The following is a 21,002-nucleotide window of genomic DNA, read 5'->3' as shown; positions in this document are numbered from 1 at the left end:
AAACTTAATTTGCAGTTCTTTTCAGTGCAAACGATAATAAATTGAGCAATATTATGGTAAAATGCTAAAGTATTTTGGAGAAAAGCCGAATATAAAAATATAAGTAGTAATATTGTCACAAAACATGGAAATAAGTTTCATACAATGACATAACTCAAAACTATACAGGTGATAATTTAGGGGAAACATAAAATTACTAAAATCAAAACGAAGAGGTGAATTATATGGCTAAGACAAAGCAGGTGTACGCAGATAACGGTGTTGAGATCTCCAAGACCTCGTTGGGTGTTGGGGACGAGGTAACTCTTTATTACAAAGGGCTTTTGGCACAGAGCGGGGCAGATGCTATATTTGCACATATCGGCTACGGTGAAAACTGGGAAGACAAGACATTTATACCGATGGAAAGGGAAAACGATGTCTTCAAAGCCACTATCAAGATTGACCATGCCGATGACCTTAATATAGCATTTAAGGACAGTGGAGACAATTGGGACAACAATTCCTGGGCAAACTATTCTTTTAAGGTTTCCAAAAAAGCAAAGCCTGCAAAAATAGTCAGTAATGAAGAGAAAACCGAAAAGAAGACAAGTGCCAAGTCTGCAAAATCAAGTACGGCTAAGTCTGCGGCATCAAAGAAAAGTACTGCAACAAAATCGGCATCAACGAAAAAAACTGCTTCCGGCAAATCCAAAAAAACTTCAGTTGAAAAGTAGCAAAATCATTTGTACGATTAATTGGTATTGCCGGTTAAATAAAGCTGCAATAATCGACAAAAGGAGGCTTGAGGGCCTCTTTTTTGCATAAAAGACCGCAAGATAAAAACCAGTCGCTCAAGACAAATTGATAAAGCAGCCTAAAATGGCCGAACAAAACATTTGACAAGCCGTTGATATAGTATTAATATTAACTTATGATGGGTACATATTAAAAATTCAGTCTATAGTGTTATGTAAATCAACATTTCTTACAAACAGGTGTTTTCGATTTTTGTAAAAGCATTTAAGAAAGTATAGTGTTTAACTTAATGATATGCTGCTCTAAGCTATGGTTTTAACAAAGGAGGATTTGGCCTTGTTTGGCGTTATGGTTGTCGACGATGATCCTAAAATACGTGAATGGTTTGAAGCTGAAATAGAATGGGGAAAATTGGGATTTAATTTCATCTGCTCAGCCAAAGACGGAATTGATGCGTTGAATAAGTTAAATCAGTATAACAAGTTGGATCTTATAATTTCCGATATAGACATACCTAAAATGAACGGTATAGAATTACTCAATTCAGTAAAAGAATACAACCTGTCTTCCATGATTGTTCTTTTAAGTGATGCGGACAATATGGCTCATGTTAGACAAGGAATGCTTTTAGGTGCGCATGATTACATATTAAAGCCGATGGACAAGGATAAGGTTATTGAAGTCCTGAAAAAGGCTTATGACTCACTTATGGACAAAAAGATGGAGGAAGAAAAAAGCAAAAATCTAAAAAAAAGATTGGAGCTTAATCTTTCCCTTTCCAGAGACAAGATTTTGCAGGATTTGTTAAGGGGTAAGGAATTCCCTCTTCAAGAGCTTGATTACATTGAAGATGAATATAATATCAGCCTTAAAAAAGGCATGGTACAGGTTGGTATTATAGAAATCGGAAACTTCGATGCCGATTCGAGGGAACTTATTAAAAGCGGAAGATTTGACAGCTTGATTAAGGAAGTCGGAAAAATTATTTCCGATGTTTTGACGGAATTTCAGGAACTTAGATGCAACATGGTGGAGATGGATATAGGTTTGATTAGTGTCATCCTTCAGCCGGAGTCCCAAAAAGAAATTCAGGAATTTGAAGATATGACCGCGGACTTTTTTGAAAGGGTATTGAAGGAAATAAAACAGGATGCCAACATGCGTGCAACCGTCGGTATTGGCGGGGCATATGCGAGCCTTAGGGATATTAGCCTAAGTTACATGGGGGCAAAAGCTGCTCTTCGCCACAAGTACATTTTGGGTGGCAACAGGGTCATTCATATAAAGACTGATTATAACGAAAAGCAAAGTCTTCTGTATCCTGCCGAGAGGGAGAAAATGCTGGTAGAGTCCATAATGGCCGGAGACGACAACGCTTTAAAGCTTGCGGAGAATATATTTGAGGATATTGCAATCGGTACGGGAGACAATCTTAAAAGAACGGCTTTTGCTGCCAATCAGTTGGTATTTAACATATCCAACTTTATTGACATGCAGTATGATTTTATTAATAAGTTGTATGATTTTAGAAAGTATAACAATGTTGATTTTGCGAAGTTTTCATCAAAGGATGAAATAAAAGAATTTTTCATAGCTTTTGTCACAGAGCTTTTGAATGTGGTCAAAGAGTATAAACCCGCCCAGAGCAACAGTCTCATAAAGAAAGCCTGTGAGTATGTTTTAAGTCATATTGACCAGGAAATAACTCTTATGACAATAGCCGATTATCTGAGCATTAGCAAAAACTATTTCTGCTCTCTTTTTAAACAGGAGACGGGGTACAACTTTTTGGAATACGTCACCAAGGTAAAAATGGAGTGGGCGAAAAAGCTTTTGCGGGAAGGAAATTATAAAACTTATGAAGTAAGTGAAATGCTTGGATACAGGGAAGCTAGTTATTTTAGCAGACTCTTTAGAAAATATACGAAGTTAAGTCCTGCCGAGTACAAGAAGAGCTTTGAAAATCAATAAATTTTGATTTCGGACGAGAGGCTGTAGGATCACACCAAAAGCTGGAATACAGGATTAGGCTTGTGAACCATGGCAATTTGCTATATAATTTTATACAGAATAATTTATTACAGAATCGTGCAAATAAATTTTGTTATGGGGCATAAGGATAATATTGTAGGAAGGTTTGGTGATGATGGAAAATAATGCCAGTGTAAGAAAAAAGCCTGTCGTTAAAGTGCATACCATTCTGCTGTTGGCAGCTATGCTTGTTTTATCCGCTGCATTGACAGTTTTAGTTGCATATCAAACGGGGCTGATATATGGAGATTTTTCAGAACTTGCCACAGTAAACGGTGAGCCCGTCTATGTCAGAGAATATAAGATGAAGCTTAAAAGCAACACTACACAAGTACTTAGTTATTTCAACGAAAACTATGGAGCTGAAACTAAAGAAAACTTTTGGACCAACAGCTATAACGGTGAAGTGCCGGTTGAGGTGGCAAGGAAGAAGGCACTGGACGACATTGTGGAAATAAAGGTTCAACAAATACTTGCAAAGGAAAAAGGAATTATTGAGAGTACCGATTATAAAGAATTCTTAAAAGAACTGGAAAATGAAAACCGTCAAAGAAAAGATGCGTTAAAAAGCAATAAAATAGTATACGGACCGGACAATTACGGGGAAATTGAATATTTTAAATACTCTTTTGATAATATGGTATCAAAACTTAAGGAAAAGTTAATGGAAAATGAACTGTCAATACCGGAAGACAGGCTTGAAAGCATGTATGTTTTACTCAAGGAGACAAGGTTTAGGCTTCCGGACAATATAAAGATTTTGGCAATAACCATACCTTTTACGGATGAAAAAGGGATCATTAATGATGACCTAAAGAATAAAGCAAGGACTAAAATTGAAGAGGCAAAAAAGAAAATCGACAGCGGAGAGCCTTTTGAAAAGGTGGCATTGGAGTATAATCCAAAAGGAGAAATATTTGAGTATACTTTTACAAAGGAAAAACAGATGGCAAAAGACGTTTCATACCCCGAGCTTTTAAATGAGGCATTGAAATTGGAGCCGGGACAGGTAAGTGAAGTAATAGAAAGAGCAACTGATTTTGCTTTAATATTATGCAAAGAGAAAAAAAGTTCTGGTTATCTTCTTTACAAAGATGCAAAAAAAGAACTCTTGGATGAGTTGATAAAAAGGGATTATGAGGAATATATAGATGAACTTGTTGAGCAGGCCGATGTTGAGGTAAATGAAAAATTATATAAGCGCATGGATGTAAAGTGATAATTGACAATTATATATGGGACTAACATTATTTTCCAAATGTTAGTCCCATATATAATTGAGAACGGGAATATTTTAAAAATAATGAAAAATATTTTAAAGGATTACCCGGATGCGATATAGAATATATAACTTTAATTAACAATGTCTATATTGCACTTCCTTTACCGTTAAATAATTCAATATTTTTGACGAAAAGCAATAAGGACTATTAAAATATACTTTAGCGATCGAGGTGGGGAATTTAATGCATAACAAGGAGATTATTGCCTTGCTGCTTGCCGGTGGCCAGGGCAGTAGACTGGGCGTACTTACAAAAAATATTGCAAAGCCTGCTGTGCTATACGGAGGGAAGTATAGAATAATCGATTTTTCTCTCAGTAATTGTATTAATTCGGATATTGATACGGTAGGAGTGCTAACCCAATATCAACCCCTTGAGCTTAACGCTCACATAGGAATCGGAAAGCCATGGGACATGGACAGGATAAATGGAGGGGTTACGATACTGTCCCCCTATCTCAAGGCAGAAATAGGCGAATGGTATAAGGGGACGGCAAATGCAGTTTTTCAAAACATCCATTATGTTGACAAGTATTCTCCGAAATATGTAATAATCCTTTCGGGAGACCATGTCTACAAGATGAACTATTCTCAAATGCTGGATTTTCACAAGGAAAACAATGCTGATGCAACCATATCGGTAATAAATGTTCCATGGGAAGAGGCAAATAGGTACGGAATTATGAATACCTATGAAAACGGAAAAATATATGAGTTTGAAGAAAAACCTCAGAATCCGAAGAGCAATCTTGCCTCCATGGGAGTTTACATATTTACATGGGAAGTTTTGAAGGAGTACCTTATAAGAGATGACCAGAACTCAGAATCTGCTCATGATTTCGGCAAGAATATAATACCGTTAATGCTGGGAGAAGGCAGAAGTATGTGGGCATACAAATTCAACGGATATTGGAGGGATGTCGGTACCATACAGGCCTACTGGGAGTCAAACATGGATCTTATAAGCAGGGTTCCCGAATTCAACCTCTTCGATCCTGCATGGAAGATTTATACTCCGAATCCGGTTAAACCGGCTCACTATATAGGCCCCACCGGGAGTGTAAAAAAGTCCATTGTTGCTGAAGGCTGCATGATATATGGAAAGGTCAAGAATTCTGTTTTGTTTCCGGGTGTCTATGTAAGCGAAGGAGCGGAGATTGTGGACTCCATAGTCATGAGTGACAGTGTTATCGGTTCGAATACGGTAATTAATAAATGTATTATCGGTGAGGATGCAAAAATCGGAAGCAATGTAAAGATGGGAATTGGCGAAAACATACCCAATGAATTAAAACCACAATTATATGACTCGGGCATAACAGTGGTTGGTGAAAAGGCTGTTGTACCCGATGGATGTCAAATAGGAAAGAATGTCGTTATAGATTCATATATAACCGAGCAGGAATTTCCCTCACTTATTATTGAGTCTGCAAAAAGTGTTTTAAAGGGAGGAGAGACCGAATGAAAAGTGCAATGGGCATAATACTTACCGGCGGTAAAAACGACAGGCTGAGAGAACTGGCAGAGATGCGTTCAAGTACCGCTGTTCCGATAGGAGGAAAATACAGGGTTATAGACTTTGTATTGTCGAACATGGTTAATTCGGGCATAACGAATATAGGTGTGCTCACCCAGTATAGTTTTCGTTCACTTATGGATCATTTGGGTTCGGGAAAAGAGTGGGATTTGGACAGAAGGAATGAAGGTCTCTTTGTATTCCCCCCTTATCTTGCGGGAGAACACTCGGGCTGGTACCAGGGAAGTGCCGATGCCATGTACCACAATATCACCTTTTTAAAGCGCAGCTACGAGGAGTATGTTGTAGTTGCCCAGGGAAATTGTGTGTACAAGATGCTTTTTGACGGAATGCTGGATTACCATATAAGAAAAAATGCCGACATTACAATAGCCTACAGGGATATGTTCGATTTTCCAAAAGAAGAGATTTCTTTCATGGGTGTAATGCAAGTGGATGACAACGGAAAGGTGACGGACTTTAAAGAAAAGCATAAAAACCCTGAATCGACTATTTGCTCAATGGGTATATATATACTGAAAAGAGAGCTTTTAATAAGCCTTTTGGAAGAGTGTATTTCCCACGGGAAATATGACTTTGTAAAAGATGTTATTATAAACAAGCTTGGGTCCCTCAATATCTACGGATATAGATTTGACGGGTATTGGAGAAATTTAAGCACTATAAATGCATATTACAGGATCAATATGGAAATGCTGAACCCGGAAATCAGATATCAGCTTTTCCAACAACACGGAAAGGTCTATACAAAGGTGAAGGACGAACCGCCTGCAAAATACAATGAGGAAGCGGAGGTCAGAAATTCCATAATAGCCGACGGATGCATTATTGAGGGAACTGTTATAAACTCTGTATTGTTCTGTGGAGTTACAATAAAAAGAAATGCCGTTGTGAAAGACTGTATAATAATGCAGGATTCGGTAATTGAAGAGGATGTGGATATTGAAAGCCTTATTATAGACAAGAACGTGTACTTGTCTAGAGGGATAAAATTGAAGGGAATGGCGAATTTCCCGATAACGATAGGAAAGAACGCCGTAATATAATGCTTTTGCAAGACAAAGAAGGTATGATTATGGATAAAGCTTTATTGGTTTACAATCCTTTTTCGGGGGACAGAGGAATAGTTCAAAAACTGGATTATATTATAGAGAGATTTCAGCAAGAAAATATTTTGCTTCAGCCATACAGAATTATGGAGGGCTGTGAGAAGAATATTTCAAGCTTGTTGACAGACGGCTCTTACAAGTTTGTAATATCTTCCGGTGGGGACGGTACTTTAAACTTTATCTGCAATATTCTTATGAAAAACAACCTTTCCATGCCCATGGGAATAATTCCTTCTGGAACCTGCAATGACTTTGCTTCGATACTTGATATCCCGACATCTGTTGAAGAATGTGTGAATATCATTCTAAATGGCAGGACAGTGGATGTGGACGTAGGGGTTGTGGATGAAAAAACATATTTTTTGAGCTCTTGTGCCGGAGGTGTCTTTGTGGATGTTTCCTTCAGTACCGACGGCGAGCTAAAAAAGAATTTGGGTGCCTTGGCGTATTACCTGAAAGCACTCAGTGAAATGGCAACTATGAAGCCCTTTAGAGTGACCATTGAAACAGAAAAGGAAGTATTTGAAGATGACATTCTTCTTTTCTGTATTTTAAACGGCAAGCAGGCCGGAGGTTTTCACAATCTTATGGATGCGGTTTATGACGATGGACTTATGGATATTGTTGTTATTAAAGACTGCAGGAAAATAGAGCTTCCAGCCATTTTCTATAAAGTTATAAGTAATGAGCTGCAAAATGACAAGAATGTGGTTACCATAAGGACGGACCGATGTGCCATTAAAAGCTCAAAGGAAATAATACTCAGTATTGACGGGGAAAAGGGGCCGACCCTTCCTGTCGAGGTAAGATTTATAAACAAGGCATTAAAGGTGTTTGTGGCATAAAAAATTAGAAAGCTCAGCGACAATTAAAGTCTCTGAGCTTTTAGTATGCATTAAATTTTATAAGCATTAAATACCCATGATATTGTATCCGCTGTCAACATGAATCACTTCACCGGTAACACCGCTGGAAAGGTCGCTTAAAAGATACAGGGCTGTTTTTCCAAGGTCCTCCTGAGTGATGTTTCTTTTAAGAGGCGCTTTTTTAGGAACGGTATCCAAAATATCGCCCAAATTCTTAACACCTTTAGCAGAAAGGGTTTTTATAGGACCTGCCGAAATTGCATTAACCCTGATATTGGCTTCGCCGAGGTCTGATGCAAGGTACATTACGCTTGTTTCAAGGGCGGCTTTTGCAACTCCCATTACATTGTACCCTTTAAATACTTTTTCCGAACCCATGTATGTCAAGGTTATGATGCTTCCGCCTTCTGTCATGAGGTCCTTTGCTCTGCGGCTTACTGCCACTAACGAATATGCACTGATGTTCATAGCGTGGGCAAATCCATCTCTAGAGGTATAAACAAAGTCATTTTGAAGGTCTTCTGTCTTTGCATGAGCTATGCTATGCACCACTCCATGGAGTACGCCGTATTTTTCTTTAATGGAGGCAAACAGATTGTCTATTTCCTCGTCGGAGGATATATCGCATTGGAATATGGAATGGGCACCGAGCTGTTCCGCTCCTTCTTTTTCCCTTTCTCCCTGGTATGTAATTATAACGTTTGCGCCTTCCTCTTGAGCTGCCTTTACAATACCCCAGGCAATACTCCACTTGTTTCTTACTCCCATAACCAATATGTTTTTATTTTCAAGCAAGTTTCCCATCGAAATACAACTCCTTTGTCAGATTTAATTTATATTATATTGATAACTGCGTTCCTGTTATAAATTGACTTTTGGTTCTTTAATCCCATATTACTTTATCAAATTTTACACCTCCTGTAAAGGGGGGTGGAAATATGCGATTATTTCGCCAACTAAATACTTTATAAATTTTTTATAAACTTTTTATAAATTTTTTAATAAAAATTTACTAAGTTTTAATAAAGTTTTAATTATATATATATACATTTAATTGACTTAAAGTTTTCAGTAATTTATAATTATAAATAGTTAATTATTTGACGAAATACATTTATGGAAGTGGGACAAAAAGGGGGCGAGGGATATCTCGGATGTAAAAAACTATAAAGAACCGATAATAAGTATTACCAATCTGAGTAAAATCTATAGAGTCGGTTCGGAAAAGGTAGTAGCTCTTCAAGATGTGAACATGGATATATACAAAGGTGAGTTTTGTTGCTTTTTAGGCACTTCAGGTTCCGGAAAATCAACACTTTTGAATGTCCTTGCCGGGCTTGAAAAGCCAACTAGGGGAAGCATAAGAATTAAGAATGTAAGTATCGAAAAGCTTAACGAAAAGAAGCTTGCGGCATTTCGTCAGGATAATGTGGGTTTTATATTTCAGGCATATAATCTTGTCAACTATTTAACTGCAGTCGAAAATGTCAGCCTTCCTCTTATGTTTAAAGGTATTTCAAAGAAGGAAAGAACGAAAAGAGCTGTTGAATTGCTCAAAGCAGTGGGACTATCCAAGCATCTTAGGCACAAGCCCACCCAGATGAGCGGTGGTCAGCAGCAAAGAGTAGGTATAGCAAGAGCCTTTGTTACAAATCCGGAAATTATCTTTGCCGATGAGCCGACAGGTAATCTGGATTCCAAGACAACCATGGAAGTCTTGGAGCTCATGGCAGGTATGGCGAAGGAAAACAAACAAACTTTGATTATGGTTACCCATGACCTTAATATTGCTAAAAAGGCTGACAGAATAATTTATATTTTGGACGGAAAAATTGAAAAAATAGAAGAAAATCAATATGCGGGGGTTACATATGAACAGAATTAAGATTATAAACATCTTGGCACTTTTGGTGCTATTAATTAATTTGCTAGGTGTTAATGTGTATGCCGGTGCAAATGATATTGTTGTTATGGGGTCAAGCCAATCTAAAAACAATGTTTCTGAAGGCGAAGTGTTTGAATTTAGTGTTTACTATAAAAACGCTTCCGGTGAGACCTTGGAAAATGTATATGTTTCTGTAGATAAGAGCTCTTCTTTCTATATTGATTATGGCTATCCTCAGGCCAACTCTCTGGGAACTTTGAACAGTGGTGATGAGGGTTCTACAAAATTTAAGCTTGTCTATAAAGGTACAGGGAACGAGCTGAATTTGGTATTTGATTATAAAAAGGGCGGCAATGCGGACCAATTTTCCCAGACGCTGTATCTTAGCGTTAAGAAAGAAAAGGAACCGTCATCCGGAGGTTCACAAACCAACACATCCGAATACAAGCCGATTTTCAGAATTGTGGGAAAGGTAACCGCAAAGCAGGATGGAAAGAATGTTTCGGTCGAATTTCCCATTAAAAATACATCCAATTTTACAGCAAAAGATATTCAAATAACCATGGCGGCAGATTCGGCAGAATCACCTTTTTCGGCACCAACGGGGCATCTTTCAGTATCGGTTGATGAGATTAAGCCCGATGCTGAAAAAAAGATAAAGCTTGACCTGGTTGTAAAACCGAATGCCAAAAGCGGTACATATCCGTTGAAACTGGATATCGGATATAGCAATCTATATGGTGATTTGTTCTCTTCATCGGAAGTTATATATGTTAATATTGAAAACAACGATAAAAGTCCCAGTCTGATTTTAAAAGGCATTGAGATGCTTCCGAATAAGCCGGCACCGGGAGACAGATTCAGTGCTTCCATAGAGCTTGAAAATCTTGGGACTCTTAGCGCAAAAGATGTGAAAGTAACCTTGAAGGGTTTTAGCAATGACGGGATTTATTCCGAGCTTTCAGGCGTTAGTTATTTGAAAAACATTAATGGAGGCAAGACGGGCAAGCTGAGCTTTAACCTTATTGTATCCGACAAGATAAATGTTCGGAGCTTTCCGCTTGAGATAGCCGTTGACTATAAGGATGAGTTTGGAAATTCATATAACGAAAGCTTCACATATTATGTGCCGATAGAGGAGAAAAATGCCGGGAAAGCTTCATTAAAAATCGATAATATTACTTCTCCGTCAGGAGTTGTTGCACCGGATAAGGACTTTAAAGTTGGTTTTGATGTTGCAAACAACGGGACAAAAGAGCTTTCCAATGTAAAGGTATGGGTGACAACAGAAAGCGGTATTATCTGCAAATCCCAAAGTATATCTATGATTGATTCATTAAAGGCCGGGGAGAAAAAAAGTTTTGAGTTTGTTTTCACTGCATTAACCGATGCAGCCACCAAAAACTATCCTATTTCAATAAACGTGGAATACGATGATGAAGAAAAGCAGACTGTTACCCAGTATGTGGGGGTCTATGTTGAAAATCCAAAGGAAGAAAAGAAAGAAGAAAGTACTTCCACACCAAGAATTATAATTGACCGTTACAGCATATCCACAGGCCAGGCGGTAGCAGGAAAGAGCTTTGAAATAGAGCTTAGCATATTAAACACCCATAGGAATATGACTGTAAAAAATATGGGTATTTCCTTCCTTGCAGATGAAGGAGTATTTTTACCGGCAGGAGAAAGCGGCAGCACTATTTTTATTGACGAAATAAAAGCTGGAGCGAGAGTTGTTAAAAAGATGACCTTTGCTACAAAATTCGATGCTGCGCCGAAAAGCTATCTGCTTAATATTAACTTTGAGTATGAAGATGAACAGAACAAGGCATATACCTTGAAAGAAAGCATCAGTATACCTGTTATGCAGGAGCAAAGGCTTGAAATCAGTGAAATAGAAACTGCAATGGATGCATTTGTAGGTCAGCCGGTTCCCGTGACTTTGAATTTCTATAATATGGGCAAGTCAACCCTAAACAATCTTATGATTAAGTGCAAGGGAGAAGGCTTTGATCTGCAGCCCGGTTCGGAATATTTTGTTGGAAATTTTGAGCCCGGCAGAAGCGATTACTATGAAGCGTATATTATACCCAACAAGGATGGACAGATAAAAGGAAGCGTTGTTTTCACCTTTGAAGATAATACCGGTGAAGTTAAAGAAATAGAAAAAGAGTTTGAGATTTTTGCTCAGGGAGATCCGGGCATGATGGGGGGCGATCCCATGGTTATGGACCCTGATATGTCGGGAATGCCGATGGACAATGCACAGGGTGGCTTCCCCGGACGTATAATTCTTATTCTTGCTGTTGTTTTAGTGCCGGTTATAGCAGGTGTTGTAATTCTCATAGTAGTTTTAAGAAAGAGAAAGAAAGCGAGAGCTGATTTGTATGAAAATTTCTGACGTATTAGGGATGGCATTTAAAAACCTGCTGAGAAGAAAGACCAGAACCCTGTTGACGTTGATAGGTGTATTGATTGGGACAACATCCATTGCCGTAATGATGTCTATAGGAGTCGGGATGGACAGAGCTTTTGAGAATCAGCTTAGCAGGATTGGAAGCTTACATACCATAACTGTCAATAACTACTATTATTACGGTGATATGGGTGACTCTTCGCAGCAAAAGAACCTCGACGATAAAGCAGTCAAGGAGTTTGAGCAGATTGAAGGGGTCGAGGCTGTCATGCCGCAATTGAGGGCATTCCTCAAGTTTGCATCAGGAAGGTATGTAGCCCATGTGGACGTTATTGGAGTTAATCCGTCAAAAATGGAGGCTTTTGACTTTCAAATAGCCGAGGGAAGACTTTTAAATGAAGATGACAAAGGGGCAGTTGTTTTTGGAAGTCAAGTTCCTTATTACTTTTATAATCCCAGGGCTATGGGAAGAGACGGAATGATTGTCATCGGAGACGATAGTCAACCGCCACCTATAAATGTTCTCGAGGATAGGTTAATTATGACCTTCGACCTGGCCTATGGTGAGAACTATGGGGGAAGTGGCGGCAGAAGGAAGACCTATAGGATTCAGGGAGTTGGAATACTAAAAGAAACCGGAGAACACAACTATTCAGCCTTTATGAATATAAAATACCTGAAAAAGCTGATACAGGATAACGAAAGAGAGGAAAAAAGGTTAGCCGCATCCCAAGGAGGCAGTGAAGTTGGTGTTTACTATTATAACTCATCTTCCGGCATGGGAAGGTCATCTTCCAAAAATCCAACTTATGAAACAGTACTGGTAAAGGTCACTGATGTAAACAAGGTTGAAGAGGTGCAGAACAAGATAAAGGAAATGGGATTTGGCGCGTACAGCCTTGCAGATGCCAGAAACGAAATGAAGAAGACTATGGCGATAGTTCAGGCTATTTTGGGAGCTATAGGTGCTATTTCTCTTCTCGTTGCATCTTTAGGTATAACCAACACAATGTATATGTCCATATATGAAAGAACCAGGGAAATTGGTATATTTAAGGTTTTGGGCTGCTATCTAAAGGATATCAGGGGAATGTTCCTACTTGAGGCCGGTATGATAGGATTTTTCGGAGGAGTTGTTGGGATAGGATTCAGCTATGGAATTTCTGCAGTTATTAATAATGTTGCCACAGGGATTATGCCGGATATGGCGGATTCGTCGATATCAGTGATACCTTTATGGCTGGCATTGGCAGCAGTTACAGTAGCAGTGCTTGTGGGACTTATTGCAGGATATTTCCCTTCTAAGAGGGCTATGAGGCTTAGTGCATTAGAGGCAATAAAGAATGAATAAGTTGTAAGCTAATTATATTCTATAACAAAAGGCAGGTTATTGTACCTGTCTTTTGTGTTTTTCGGAAGATGTAAAACTAGCTTCCGTTTTTTATTACGAATTCATTATGTAAAATATGTACAACCCGATTACAAACTTAATACATTTGCTATTCCACAAGATGAGCACTTTGACAAGCAGTGGGGAGTTTTAAATAATGGACAGATAGTGAATGGACAAAAGGGATTAGCAGGAATTGATATAAATGTCATGGATGCGTGGGATATAACAACTGGTGATGAAGAAGTCATTGTAGCAGTTATAGATACAGGTGTAGATATCAGCCATCCGGACCTTGATGGTAATATATTTTCAAATACGGGTGAAATAGTCAATGGAATTGATGACGATGGCAATGGCCTAATTGATGATGTAAACGGCTGGGATTTTGTAAACAACGACAACAGTGTAAACGACTCTTCGACGCAGGATATACATGGTACAGCCGTTGCGGGTATAATTGCTGCAGAAATGAATGATATTGGAGTTGTTGGTATAGCACCGAAGGTTAAGATAATGCCTGTAAAATTTATTGAAGGAAGCAGCGGATATACCTCGGATGCTATAAAAGCTATTGAATATGCTGTAGATATGGGTGCAAGCATAATAAACTGTAGCTGGGGTGGAAGTGAATATAATCAGGCCCTTATGGATGTTATTTCACAAAGCAACGCATTATTTGTGTGTGCTGCCGGAAATGCATCTACCAACACAATTCAAAATCCCGTATACCCTGCCAGCTTTGATCTTGATAATATTATTTCTGTAGCAGCTATAGGAAGTGATGGAAATCTTGCCGCATTTTCAAATTATGGTAAGAATGTTGATATAGCTGCTCCCGGTACAAATATATTGAGTACTGTTACTTTGGAAAGATATGATTATTTGAGTGGAACTTCAATGGCTGCCCCATTTGTATCAGCTACAGCAGCTCTTATTAAAAGCAGCGATGCAACTTTAACTGCATCTGAAATAAAGGAAAGAATACTAAATAACGTAACAAAAATGGACAAGCTTTCGGGTAAAGTAAAAACCTCGGGAAGACTTAACGCATATGCTGCCCTTCTCAATGAAACACCGATATGCGAGGAGCCAGAACCTGAAGAGGAAAATGAACCGGAAGAAGAAAATAAACCAATCAATCCTAGGGAACCCAGGTTTGTTTATGATACTTCTGCAGAAGGAAATAATAAGGTTCCTAAGCCAATTGTAAAGCAAAAAAGAGTTTTTGACGACTCTGAGGAGAATTTGGAAAAGCTCAATGTAATTTTATTGGAAAATAATGATAAAATACATAAAATAAAGGAAACTCATCCAAGTGTAACCTCGGCAACGTACAAAGAATCTACTACTTCTTCACAGCTTTTTGTTCAACCATACCCTGGTGAGAATCACTATGTTTTACAAGATGTATCAATTTTAAGCTATGTTTTTGACAATAATGCTAACCACTCTATTGATACTGCACAGGCAATAAGTGAGTGTACAGTTTTCGGATCAATGGAAAAAAGGTTTGATCGGGACTATTATGCAATTAATTTTGAGTCGGGCAAATCGTACACTATTAGACTCACTGGAATGGACGACTTGGACGATTATGATTTGCTTCTATTGGATAGTGAAGAGGGAGTTTTAAATTACTCCTATTCAGCAAGGGGCGATGATATCATTACGCATACAGCTGGATATACAGGAGTTCACTATATAGTTGTTGACGCTTTCCGTGTTGATAGTTCGGCAGAACATCACAATTATCAACTATTGGTATATTCAGACAACAATAAACCGGATGCTTATGAGCCAAACGACAGTTTTGAAACAGCACAACCTATAACAGACGGGATACCGGTTTATGCAACACTGAATATTAATACCGATGAGGATTGGTTTGCTATTGATATCACCGAAACAGGAAAATTGAGTGTGACATTAAAAAATATTCCTGTTAACTGTGATTATGACCTAGAAGTATATAATTCTAATTTAATAATGAAATATTATTCATATGCGGCGGGAAACAATAATGAGAAGATAGACAAAATTATTGATACGCCCGGAAGATATTATATTAGAGTATATTCATACAGTGGGGCGAATTCTATCAAAAACTATGAGCTAATGGTCTCTATAACTGAACCGGATAATTATGAAGTCAATGACAATATTTATGATGTTCGATATTATGGTAGGCCGTCAATTGATATAGGAAGCACTATATATGCAACTATAGATAATATCGATGACTGTGACATTTATAGATTTATTGTAAATAAAGATATGAACGTTGGAATAAGACTTCAGAATATTCCTGAGGGTAATGATTATAACCTTGTTGTGTATTCGTATTCAATATATCAGGGATTCTTTGAAGTTGCTCGTTCCATGAATGTTGGCAACTTGGATGAAACAATAATAACTCAGCTTAATAGTGATGTTTATTATGTAATGGTTTACTCGGCTGAAGGCTTTTCCGAAACGGATCAGTATACTCTTAGCATACATGATGAAGATACTGTTTCGAAAATATATGTAGAGCTTGACAGGTCCACAGCTTCGACAGGAGATATCATAACAGCTACTGTGAAGGTAAAACAATTCGCTGAATTGGCAGGTATTGAGTTGAACCTCGCTTATGACCCTAATGTTGTAATGCCGGTCAAAGATGATTTAACTCCTTATGGCTATAATACCATGCCTTCGGGAAGAGACATATTTTTGGATGAGAAATATTTACCTTTTCAGTTTGCATCACATGACCCATATAATGGAAATATTCAACTGACATTATGTTACATAGACATTGAACCATATAGAAACAGTATGCCGGAACCAGTGGATGGAACTGTTGCTGTTATTAAATTTAAAGTGCTGAGAGACAACCGGATACAACTAAAATTCTATAATGCAAAAGAACCTGATGCTGATGAAATACGCTTAATCGACTGGTATGCAAAAAAAATTACCGAAGGCTTTATAATAGAACAGCCACAGATAATTAATAAAGATCTTCCTGTATATGTTCCGGAAGGTTTAAGTATTTCGAATATGGCGAATATTCCACAGATTACAACACTTTGTGGAACTTCACTGTGCAAGATATCAGGGTATATAGACATAAATTTTACCAGCAAGAATCCAAACATAAAAGAGGGATTTTTGGTTGAATTGAAAGGAGCAACCCCTGAAAATGAATCTGTAATTCGAACAGTGACAACGGACTCGAACGGATATTTTGAATTTGTCCAATTGCCGTCGGGTTACTATAATATAACAATAACTAAGGAAAGATTTTTAAAGAGAGAATTAAAAAATGTTGCAACAATCTTTGAAGAGACTATAATTGGCAATCAAGAAGACCCGCTAATTATGTATATTGGTGATCTTACCAATGAAAATGTTGCTATCGATAATTCGATCAATATATTCGATATAGCGGTAATAATAGCGAGAATTAACACGGTAAGGGGACAGAAGGAATATAGCTTCCAAGCTGATTTAAACGACAATGGTGTCGTAAATTTGGAAGACGTCATGATTTTGGTTATAAATTTCTCAAAATCTACTGCTGATTATCCCATTGTAAAGTACAAACTGTATAAAAATGAAGAATGTACATCTTTCACGCTTACCAGCGGAGAATTGGATTTAAACGGTCATACACTCGTAATTAAGGGAGATCTTACGATTAATGAACCAACGACCACGACATATGCAACGTTGAATATAAACGGAGGTTCGCTATATGTAACGGGAAATCTCCTTTTATCCGGAAATGCAAGACTTATTATGCGCAATCCGGGAGATTATATACTTGTAAACGGTAATTTTGAGACTATATCATTATTTGATCACAAGAAGAATGAAAATATGAGCAGAGGCGGTGATGGAAAGGAATGTCTAGCTGCTGGCGTACTTGAGGTAAAAGGTAATTTTATCCAAAATAGCAATGCTGGTGGTAATCCGCGTAATTTTACAGCCGGCGAAAATCACAAAGTAATTATGAGTGGTGACGGTGTTCAGACAATAAGGTTTGACAAGGTAGTTATTCAATCAAATGAAGAAAATTCCCACTTTTATACATTAGAGATAACAAAACCTCTTGAAACAGGCTATGATTTAATACTTGGAGAACCTTCTTCAAAAGTTGCTTGGATAAGGCTTATTGAGGCATTTGCAAGTTCAACGCCTAGAGAAGGAACAACTGAAGATCTTGAGAAAAACACAATACCCAGAGGGGGAACGGCGGCTGCTACAACAGGAGCCAAGATATATGTTTTTGGAGGATATAACGGAGACTACCTCAAAGTTATAGAAGAATATGATCCAATAAGAGGTAAGTGGACCGTAATTGATGGAAGCAATCAACACAGGCTGGAATTAAAAGTCCCAAGAAGAGATATGGGAGTAGTTGAAGTTAACAACCAAATCTATGTAATAGGAGGAGAAAATGCTAACGGATATGTTGGCGAGGTTGAAGAATTCTCCAGTGTAACAGGTTCAAGGGTTTTGACTAATATAGATCCTGTTATAGGTGAGAATAAGTGTGAAATGCCGACTCCTAGAACAAAAGTAGCAGTTGCATCTTTTGGAAATAAAATATATTCAATAGGAGGATTTGACGGAAGCTACAGCAATAAAGTTGAGGTATTTGACCTTGACATAACAAAGAAAGAGTGGACAACGCAATGTACAGTTGGAGGTCAGACTCAAACCATAGAGAATATGCCGACTGCAAGATGCGGAGCTGCAGCTGTTGAGTTTAACGGATATATATATGTTGTTGGAGGATATAATGCCAGCGGGTACCTCGCAACAGTTGAAAAATATGATCCTGTTAATAATATATGGTCAACATGCAGCAGTATGCAGTATAAAAGAGCAAACCTTGGTTTGGAAGTTGTAGAAGGTAAGATATACGCTCTTGGCGGGTATAATGGAGTTGACCATTTGGCAGTTGTTGAAGAATATGATCCTGAGACAAACACATGGAAGAAGATGACAAGATCTATTGTGTCTCCTGGATCAGGTTATGTAGAAGAACCAAGAAGTTCATTTGGAACAGCGGTTGTATACAGTCAAATTTATATAGTCGGAGGAGAAAACAAAGATGGGTACATGAATAAGGCTCAGAAGTATGTACCTTCAGCTCTTCCGGGACTAAAGATGTATACCGGTTCAATTGTAAAGAAAACCGTGGGAGATGTAATGCTTTCGGGTGACTATTCCACACAAGTTTCGGATCTAAAGATTGATTCTCCGGGTATTCCGATTGAACTTGTAAGAACATATGACTCTTCGGATATTGAAGAAAAGACTGTAATTGGATATGGATGGAGATTTAATTACGATTCAAAACTCATAGAAATAAGCAATTACGGAAAAGTGACAGCATCTGCTCTAAATGTGAGAGAAAAGCCAACTGTGAATAGTAAATCTTTTGGTCTTGTTCCAAGAGATGCTGTTCTGCTTCTTGAAACAGTTAATGGACAGCCTGTAACTGAAAGAGATTCAAATGGAAATGAGTGGTATAAAATTAAGCTTTCAGATGGAAAGACAGCTTATGTGGCATCATGGTATGTAACCAAGCATTCATCAGGAGTTGAAATCAAGCTTGGAGCAGGTAAGACTACGGTGTTTGAAGGAAATAAGACGAACGGATTTACTGCATCCTATGGAAACTACGATCATCTGGAATACATGACAAATACCGGTGAGTATGTGCTTGTTATGAGTGATACAACACGGTATGGGTTTAAAAAGATAAGCACATCAGATAATGTATATAGGCTTGTGTGGATAGAAGACAAACATAAAAACAGGGTAAATATACAGGGAGAATACGTAAATTCAGTTTATAGAATTACCCGCGTGAGTGATAATGCAGGAAGAGCATTAACTTTTAACTATTCAACTTCAAATACTATTATTGTAAGTGACAATATAGGAAGAACCGTTCAATATTTGCTGAACGGTACAACAGGACATCTTGACCAGGTCGTCAATGTATATGGAAAAGCTACTAAGTATACTTATTATACAGCGGAGAATGATATATCAACCGACAAAAAGAATGTAAAGAAGTTGAGGGAAATTCAGACTGAACAAAAGAATGAAGAAACCGGTGTTGAAGAGTTTATAACTATTCAGAGAAATTATTATGATGAGGACACCGGAAGGATATACAAACAGACAGATGCATACGATAAGGTAAAGTATTGGAGATACATTGATCCGGTTGCCGGTGAGAATGTTGATTCTGAAGAGATTTCCGGCAAACTTGAAAGGAAATTTATTGATGAAAACAATGTTTCCGTTTCGATTTCGTACAGCCATTTCCTGAAACAGCCAATACGCGAGGAGTATAGTGACGGAAGCGTTGTTGAATACAAGTACAAGATGGACATAAATGGTAAATGGGTCGATACGACAAACCTGACAAGAGAGGAAAATGAATCTCTCGGTGCAACATCCAAAAACAGATCTGTTAGAAAGTATACAAAGGATAAGTACGGATATACCACTGTTCAGGAAACAGATGAAAACGGTAATCTTAGAGTGGTGACAGAGAGGTTCATTGACGATGGAACAGATGCTTCAGTAGACTCAGCTCCTAGGACAAAGTATGAGTATGATTATTTTTATCAACGCAGTGGTAGCAATATAACCTTCTGGAACAATCTGACTGATGAAGTGGAAATGAAGGAAAACAATGAAACCGATGCCTATACACAGTACGTATACGATGGAACCAATAAAGAGCGTCTTAAAGAGATTAAGAGGAGAATAGAAGGAAGCGGTAATTCAGCTATATATGCAGTCACAAAATACGAATACTACAACGTTGGAGAAAATGGTTATAAAGTTAACGGGCTTATAAAAAAAGAGACAGACCCCGATGGAGTAACGACAACATATACTTATTCTACCAATGGATATTTATAAACTGAGACAGACTCTTTAGGGAAAATAACCCAATATACCTTTGACGATGTAGGAAGAATAAAGTCAAAGATTACTCCAATGAGCTTTAAAACGGAATATTCCTATGGAGATGAAGATGAAGAAAATGTAAAAGAGGAATTAACAGTAACCGTAAGTGACGGAAAAAGGAACAGTACTACAAAAACTGTTTACGATGGCTATGGTAAAAAGATTAAGGAAATATCTCCAATTCAATATGAAAAGCATGGAGATGATGCCGATGGAACCCAATATTTCTATGATTGGAACGGTAGATTAAAAACTGTGGTTGAGACTTTGGTTGACGACGAAGATAACAAAGTAGAATACATAACAAAATATACCTACGACAATGCCGGTAATTTGCAAACGGAGCAAATGCCTGATGGAACAATATATATTTATGAATATGATGAATTGAACAGACTGAAATACAAGAAGTTCAAAAAGAATGAATGGGTGGTATCTCCTGTAATATTGGAAGAGTACGATTATCAAGCTGTGGATAAAACAGTAAAGTTGTCAGACGATAAGATATTTACAGTGAAAAATAAGGTTGATATCAAAAACGTTTATTACAAAAACGGAGTGTATACATCTGGCGAATGTATCCAGACAAAAACCACAATGGATTATCATGAACGAGTTGAAATTGTGGAGTCTACCGGGCAGCCAACGATTAGAAAGAAATATTTAAAAAATGGGAAATTAAGTGCTGAAACGGTTGGAAGTTATACAACATATTATGCATATGACGGTTTGGGCAGAATTAAAGCAAAGAGAGTACC

12 protein-coding genes are annotated in these 21,002 nt (G+C 37.8%); 11 read left to right on the top strand and 1 reads right to left on the bottom strand.

Annotated elements, in window-relative coordinates:
• Positions 1 to 224 precede the first annotated feature (224 nt).
• The 6 genes from PLH43_RS04070 to PLH43_RS04045 all read left to right on the top strand — a co-directional run bounded on the left by PLH43_RS04070 (position 225) and on the right by PLH43_RS04045 (position 7,542).
• Positions 225 to 716 (top strand): carbohydrate-binding protein, encoded by a 492-nt coding sequence (locus tag PLH43_RS04070; protein ID WP_324360359.1) that lies wholly within the window; start codon positions 225 to 227, stop codon positions 714 to 716.
• A 358-nt stretch (positions 717 to 1,074) separates the two neighbouring features.
• Positions 1,075 to 2,709, top strand: coding sequence for a response regulator (locus PLH43_RS04065; protein ID WP_324360357.1), 1,635 nt, complete (start codon positions 1,075 to 1,077; stop codon positions 2,707 to 2,709).
• 172 nt (positions 2,710 to 2,881) lie between these two features.
• Complete coding sequence (locus tag PLH43_RS04060; RefSeq protein ID WP_324360354.1) at positions 2,882 to 3,988, top strand: peptidylprolyl isomerase; 1,107 nt, start codon at positions 2,882 to 2,884, stop codon at positions 3,986 to 3,988.
• 247 nt (positions 3,989 to 4,235) lie between these two features.
• On the top strand, positions 4,236 to 5,516 hold the full coding sequence (locus tag PLH43_RS04055; protein ID WP_324360352.1) for a glucose-1-phosphate adenylyltransferase: 1,281 nt from the start codon (positions 4,236 to 4,238) through the stop codon (positions 5,514 to 5,516).
• Positions 5,513 to 6,634 (top strand): glucose-1-phosphate adenylyltransferase subunit GlgD, encoded by a 1,122-nt coding sequence (gene glgD / locus PLH43_RS04050; protein ID WP_324360350.1) that lies wholly within the window; start codon positions 5,513 to 5,515, stop codon positions 6,632 to 6,634. Before PLH43_RS04055 ends, glgD begins: the two co-directional genes overlap by 4 nt.
• 29 nt (positions 6,635 to 6,663) lie before the next feature.
• Entirely contained in the window at positions 6,664 to 7,542 is an 879-nt protein-coding gene (locus tag PLH43_RS04045; RefSeq protein ID WP_324360348.1) for a YegS/Rv2252/BmrU family lipid kinase, read from the top strand.
• 66 nt (positions 7,543 to 7,608) lie between these two features.
• Here the strand turns inward: PLH43_RS04045 and PLH43_RS04040 are convergent, their stop codons facing one another.
• Complete coding sequence (locus PLH43_RS04040) at positions 7,609 to 8,367, bottom strand: SDR family oxidoreductase (RefSeq protein ID WP_324360346.1); 759 nt, start codon at positions 8,365 to 8,367, stop codon at positions 7,609 to 7,611.
• 391 nt (positions 8,368 to 8,758) lie between these two features.
• Here PLH43_RS04040 and PLH43_RS04035 point away from each other — a divergent pair, with 391 nt between their 5' ends.
• The 5 genes from PLH43_RS04035 to PLH43_RS04015 all read left to right on the top strand — a co-directional run.
• Positions 8,759 to 9,448, top strand: coding sequence for an ABC transporter ATP-binding protein (locus tag PLH43_RS04035; protein ID WP_324360391.1), 690 nt, complete (start codon positions 8,759 to 8,761; stop codon positions 9,446 to 9,448).
• A complete protein-coding gene (locus PLH43_RS04030) occupies positions 9,435 to 11,849 on the top strand; it encodes a hypothetical protein (RefSeq protein ID WP_324360344.1) in 2,415 nt (804 codons plus the stop codon). Before PLH43_RS04035 ends, PLH43_RS04030 begins: the two co-directional genes overlap by 14 nt.
• Positions 11,836 to 13,215, top strand: coding sequence for an ABC transporter permease (locus PLH43_RS04025; protein WP_324360342.1), 1,380 nt, complete (start codon positions 11,836 to 11,838; stop codon positions 13,213 to 13,215). The genes PLH43_RS04030 and PLH43_RS04025 overlap by 14 nt, the downstream gene beginning before the upstream one ends.
• Before the next feature lie 207 nt (positions 13,216 to 13,422).
• Entirely contained in the window at positions 13,423 to 20,196 is a 6,774-nt protein-coding gene (locus tag PLH43_RS04020; RefSeq protein WP_324360340.1) for a S8 family serine peptidase, read from the top strand.
• Positions 20,197 to 20,274: 78 nt separating this feature from the next.
• Positions 20,275 to 21,002, top strand: a 728-nt coding sequence (locus PLH43_RS04015; protein ID WP_324360338.1) for a hypothetical protein, incomplete at its 3' end; no start/stop codon positions are given.

The sequence above is a fragment of the Acetivibrio sp. genome, assembly GCF_035371925.1.
In the GTDB taxonomy this organism is placed as follows: domain Bacteria; phylum Bacillota; class Clostridia; order Acetivibrionales; family Acetivibrionaceae; genus Hungateiclostridium.
Note: the sequence above shows the minus strand (reverse complement) of the source record. Positions and strands in the feature narration are given on the sequence as shown.

What these genes read in the sequence shown, in the direction of transcription:
- PLH43_RS04045 (WP_324360348.1), top strand. Translation starts at nt 6,664, where the DNA reads ATGGATAAAGCTTTATTGGTTTACAATCCTTTTTCGGGGGACAGAGGA.
- PLH43_RS04040 (WP_324360346.1), bottom strand. Translation starts at nt 8,367, where the DNA reads ATGGGAAACTTGCTTGAAAATAAAAACATATTGGTTATGGGAGTAAGA.
- PLH43_RS04070 (WP_324360359.1), top strand. Translation starts at nt 225, where the DNA reads ATGGCTAAGACAAAGCAGGTGTACGCAGATAACGGTGTTGAGATCTCC.
- PLH43_RS04025 (WP_324360342.1), top strand. Translation starts at nt 11,836, where the DNA reads ATGAAAATTTCTGACGTATTAGGGATGGCATTTAAAAACCTGCTGAGA.
- PLH43_RS04060 (WP_324360354.1), top strand. Translation starts at nt 2,882, where the DNA reads ATGATGGAAAATAATGCCAGTGTAAGAAAAAAGCCTGTCGTTAAAGTG.
- PLH43_RS04055 (WP_324360352.1), top strand. Translation starts at nt 4,236, where the DNA reads ATGCATAACAAGGAGATTATTGCCTTGCTGCTTGCCGGTGGCCAGGGC.
- PLH43_RS04030 (WP_324360344.1), top strand. Translation starts at nt 9,435, where the DNA reads ATGAACAGAATTAAGATTATAAACATCTTGGCACTTTTGGTGCTATTA.
- glgD (WP_324360350.1), top strand. Translation starts at nt 5,513, where the DNA reads ATGAAAAGTGCAATGGGCATAATACTTACCGGCGGTAAAAACGACAGG.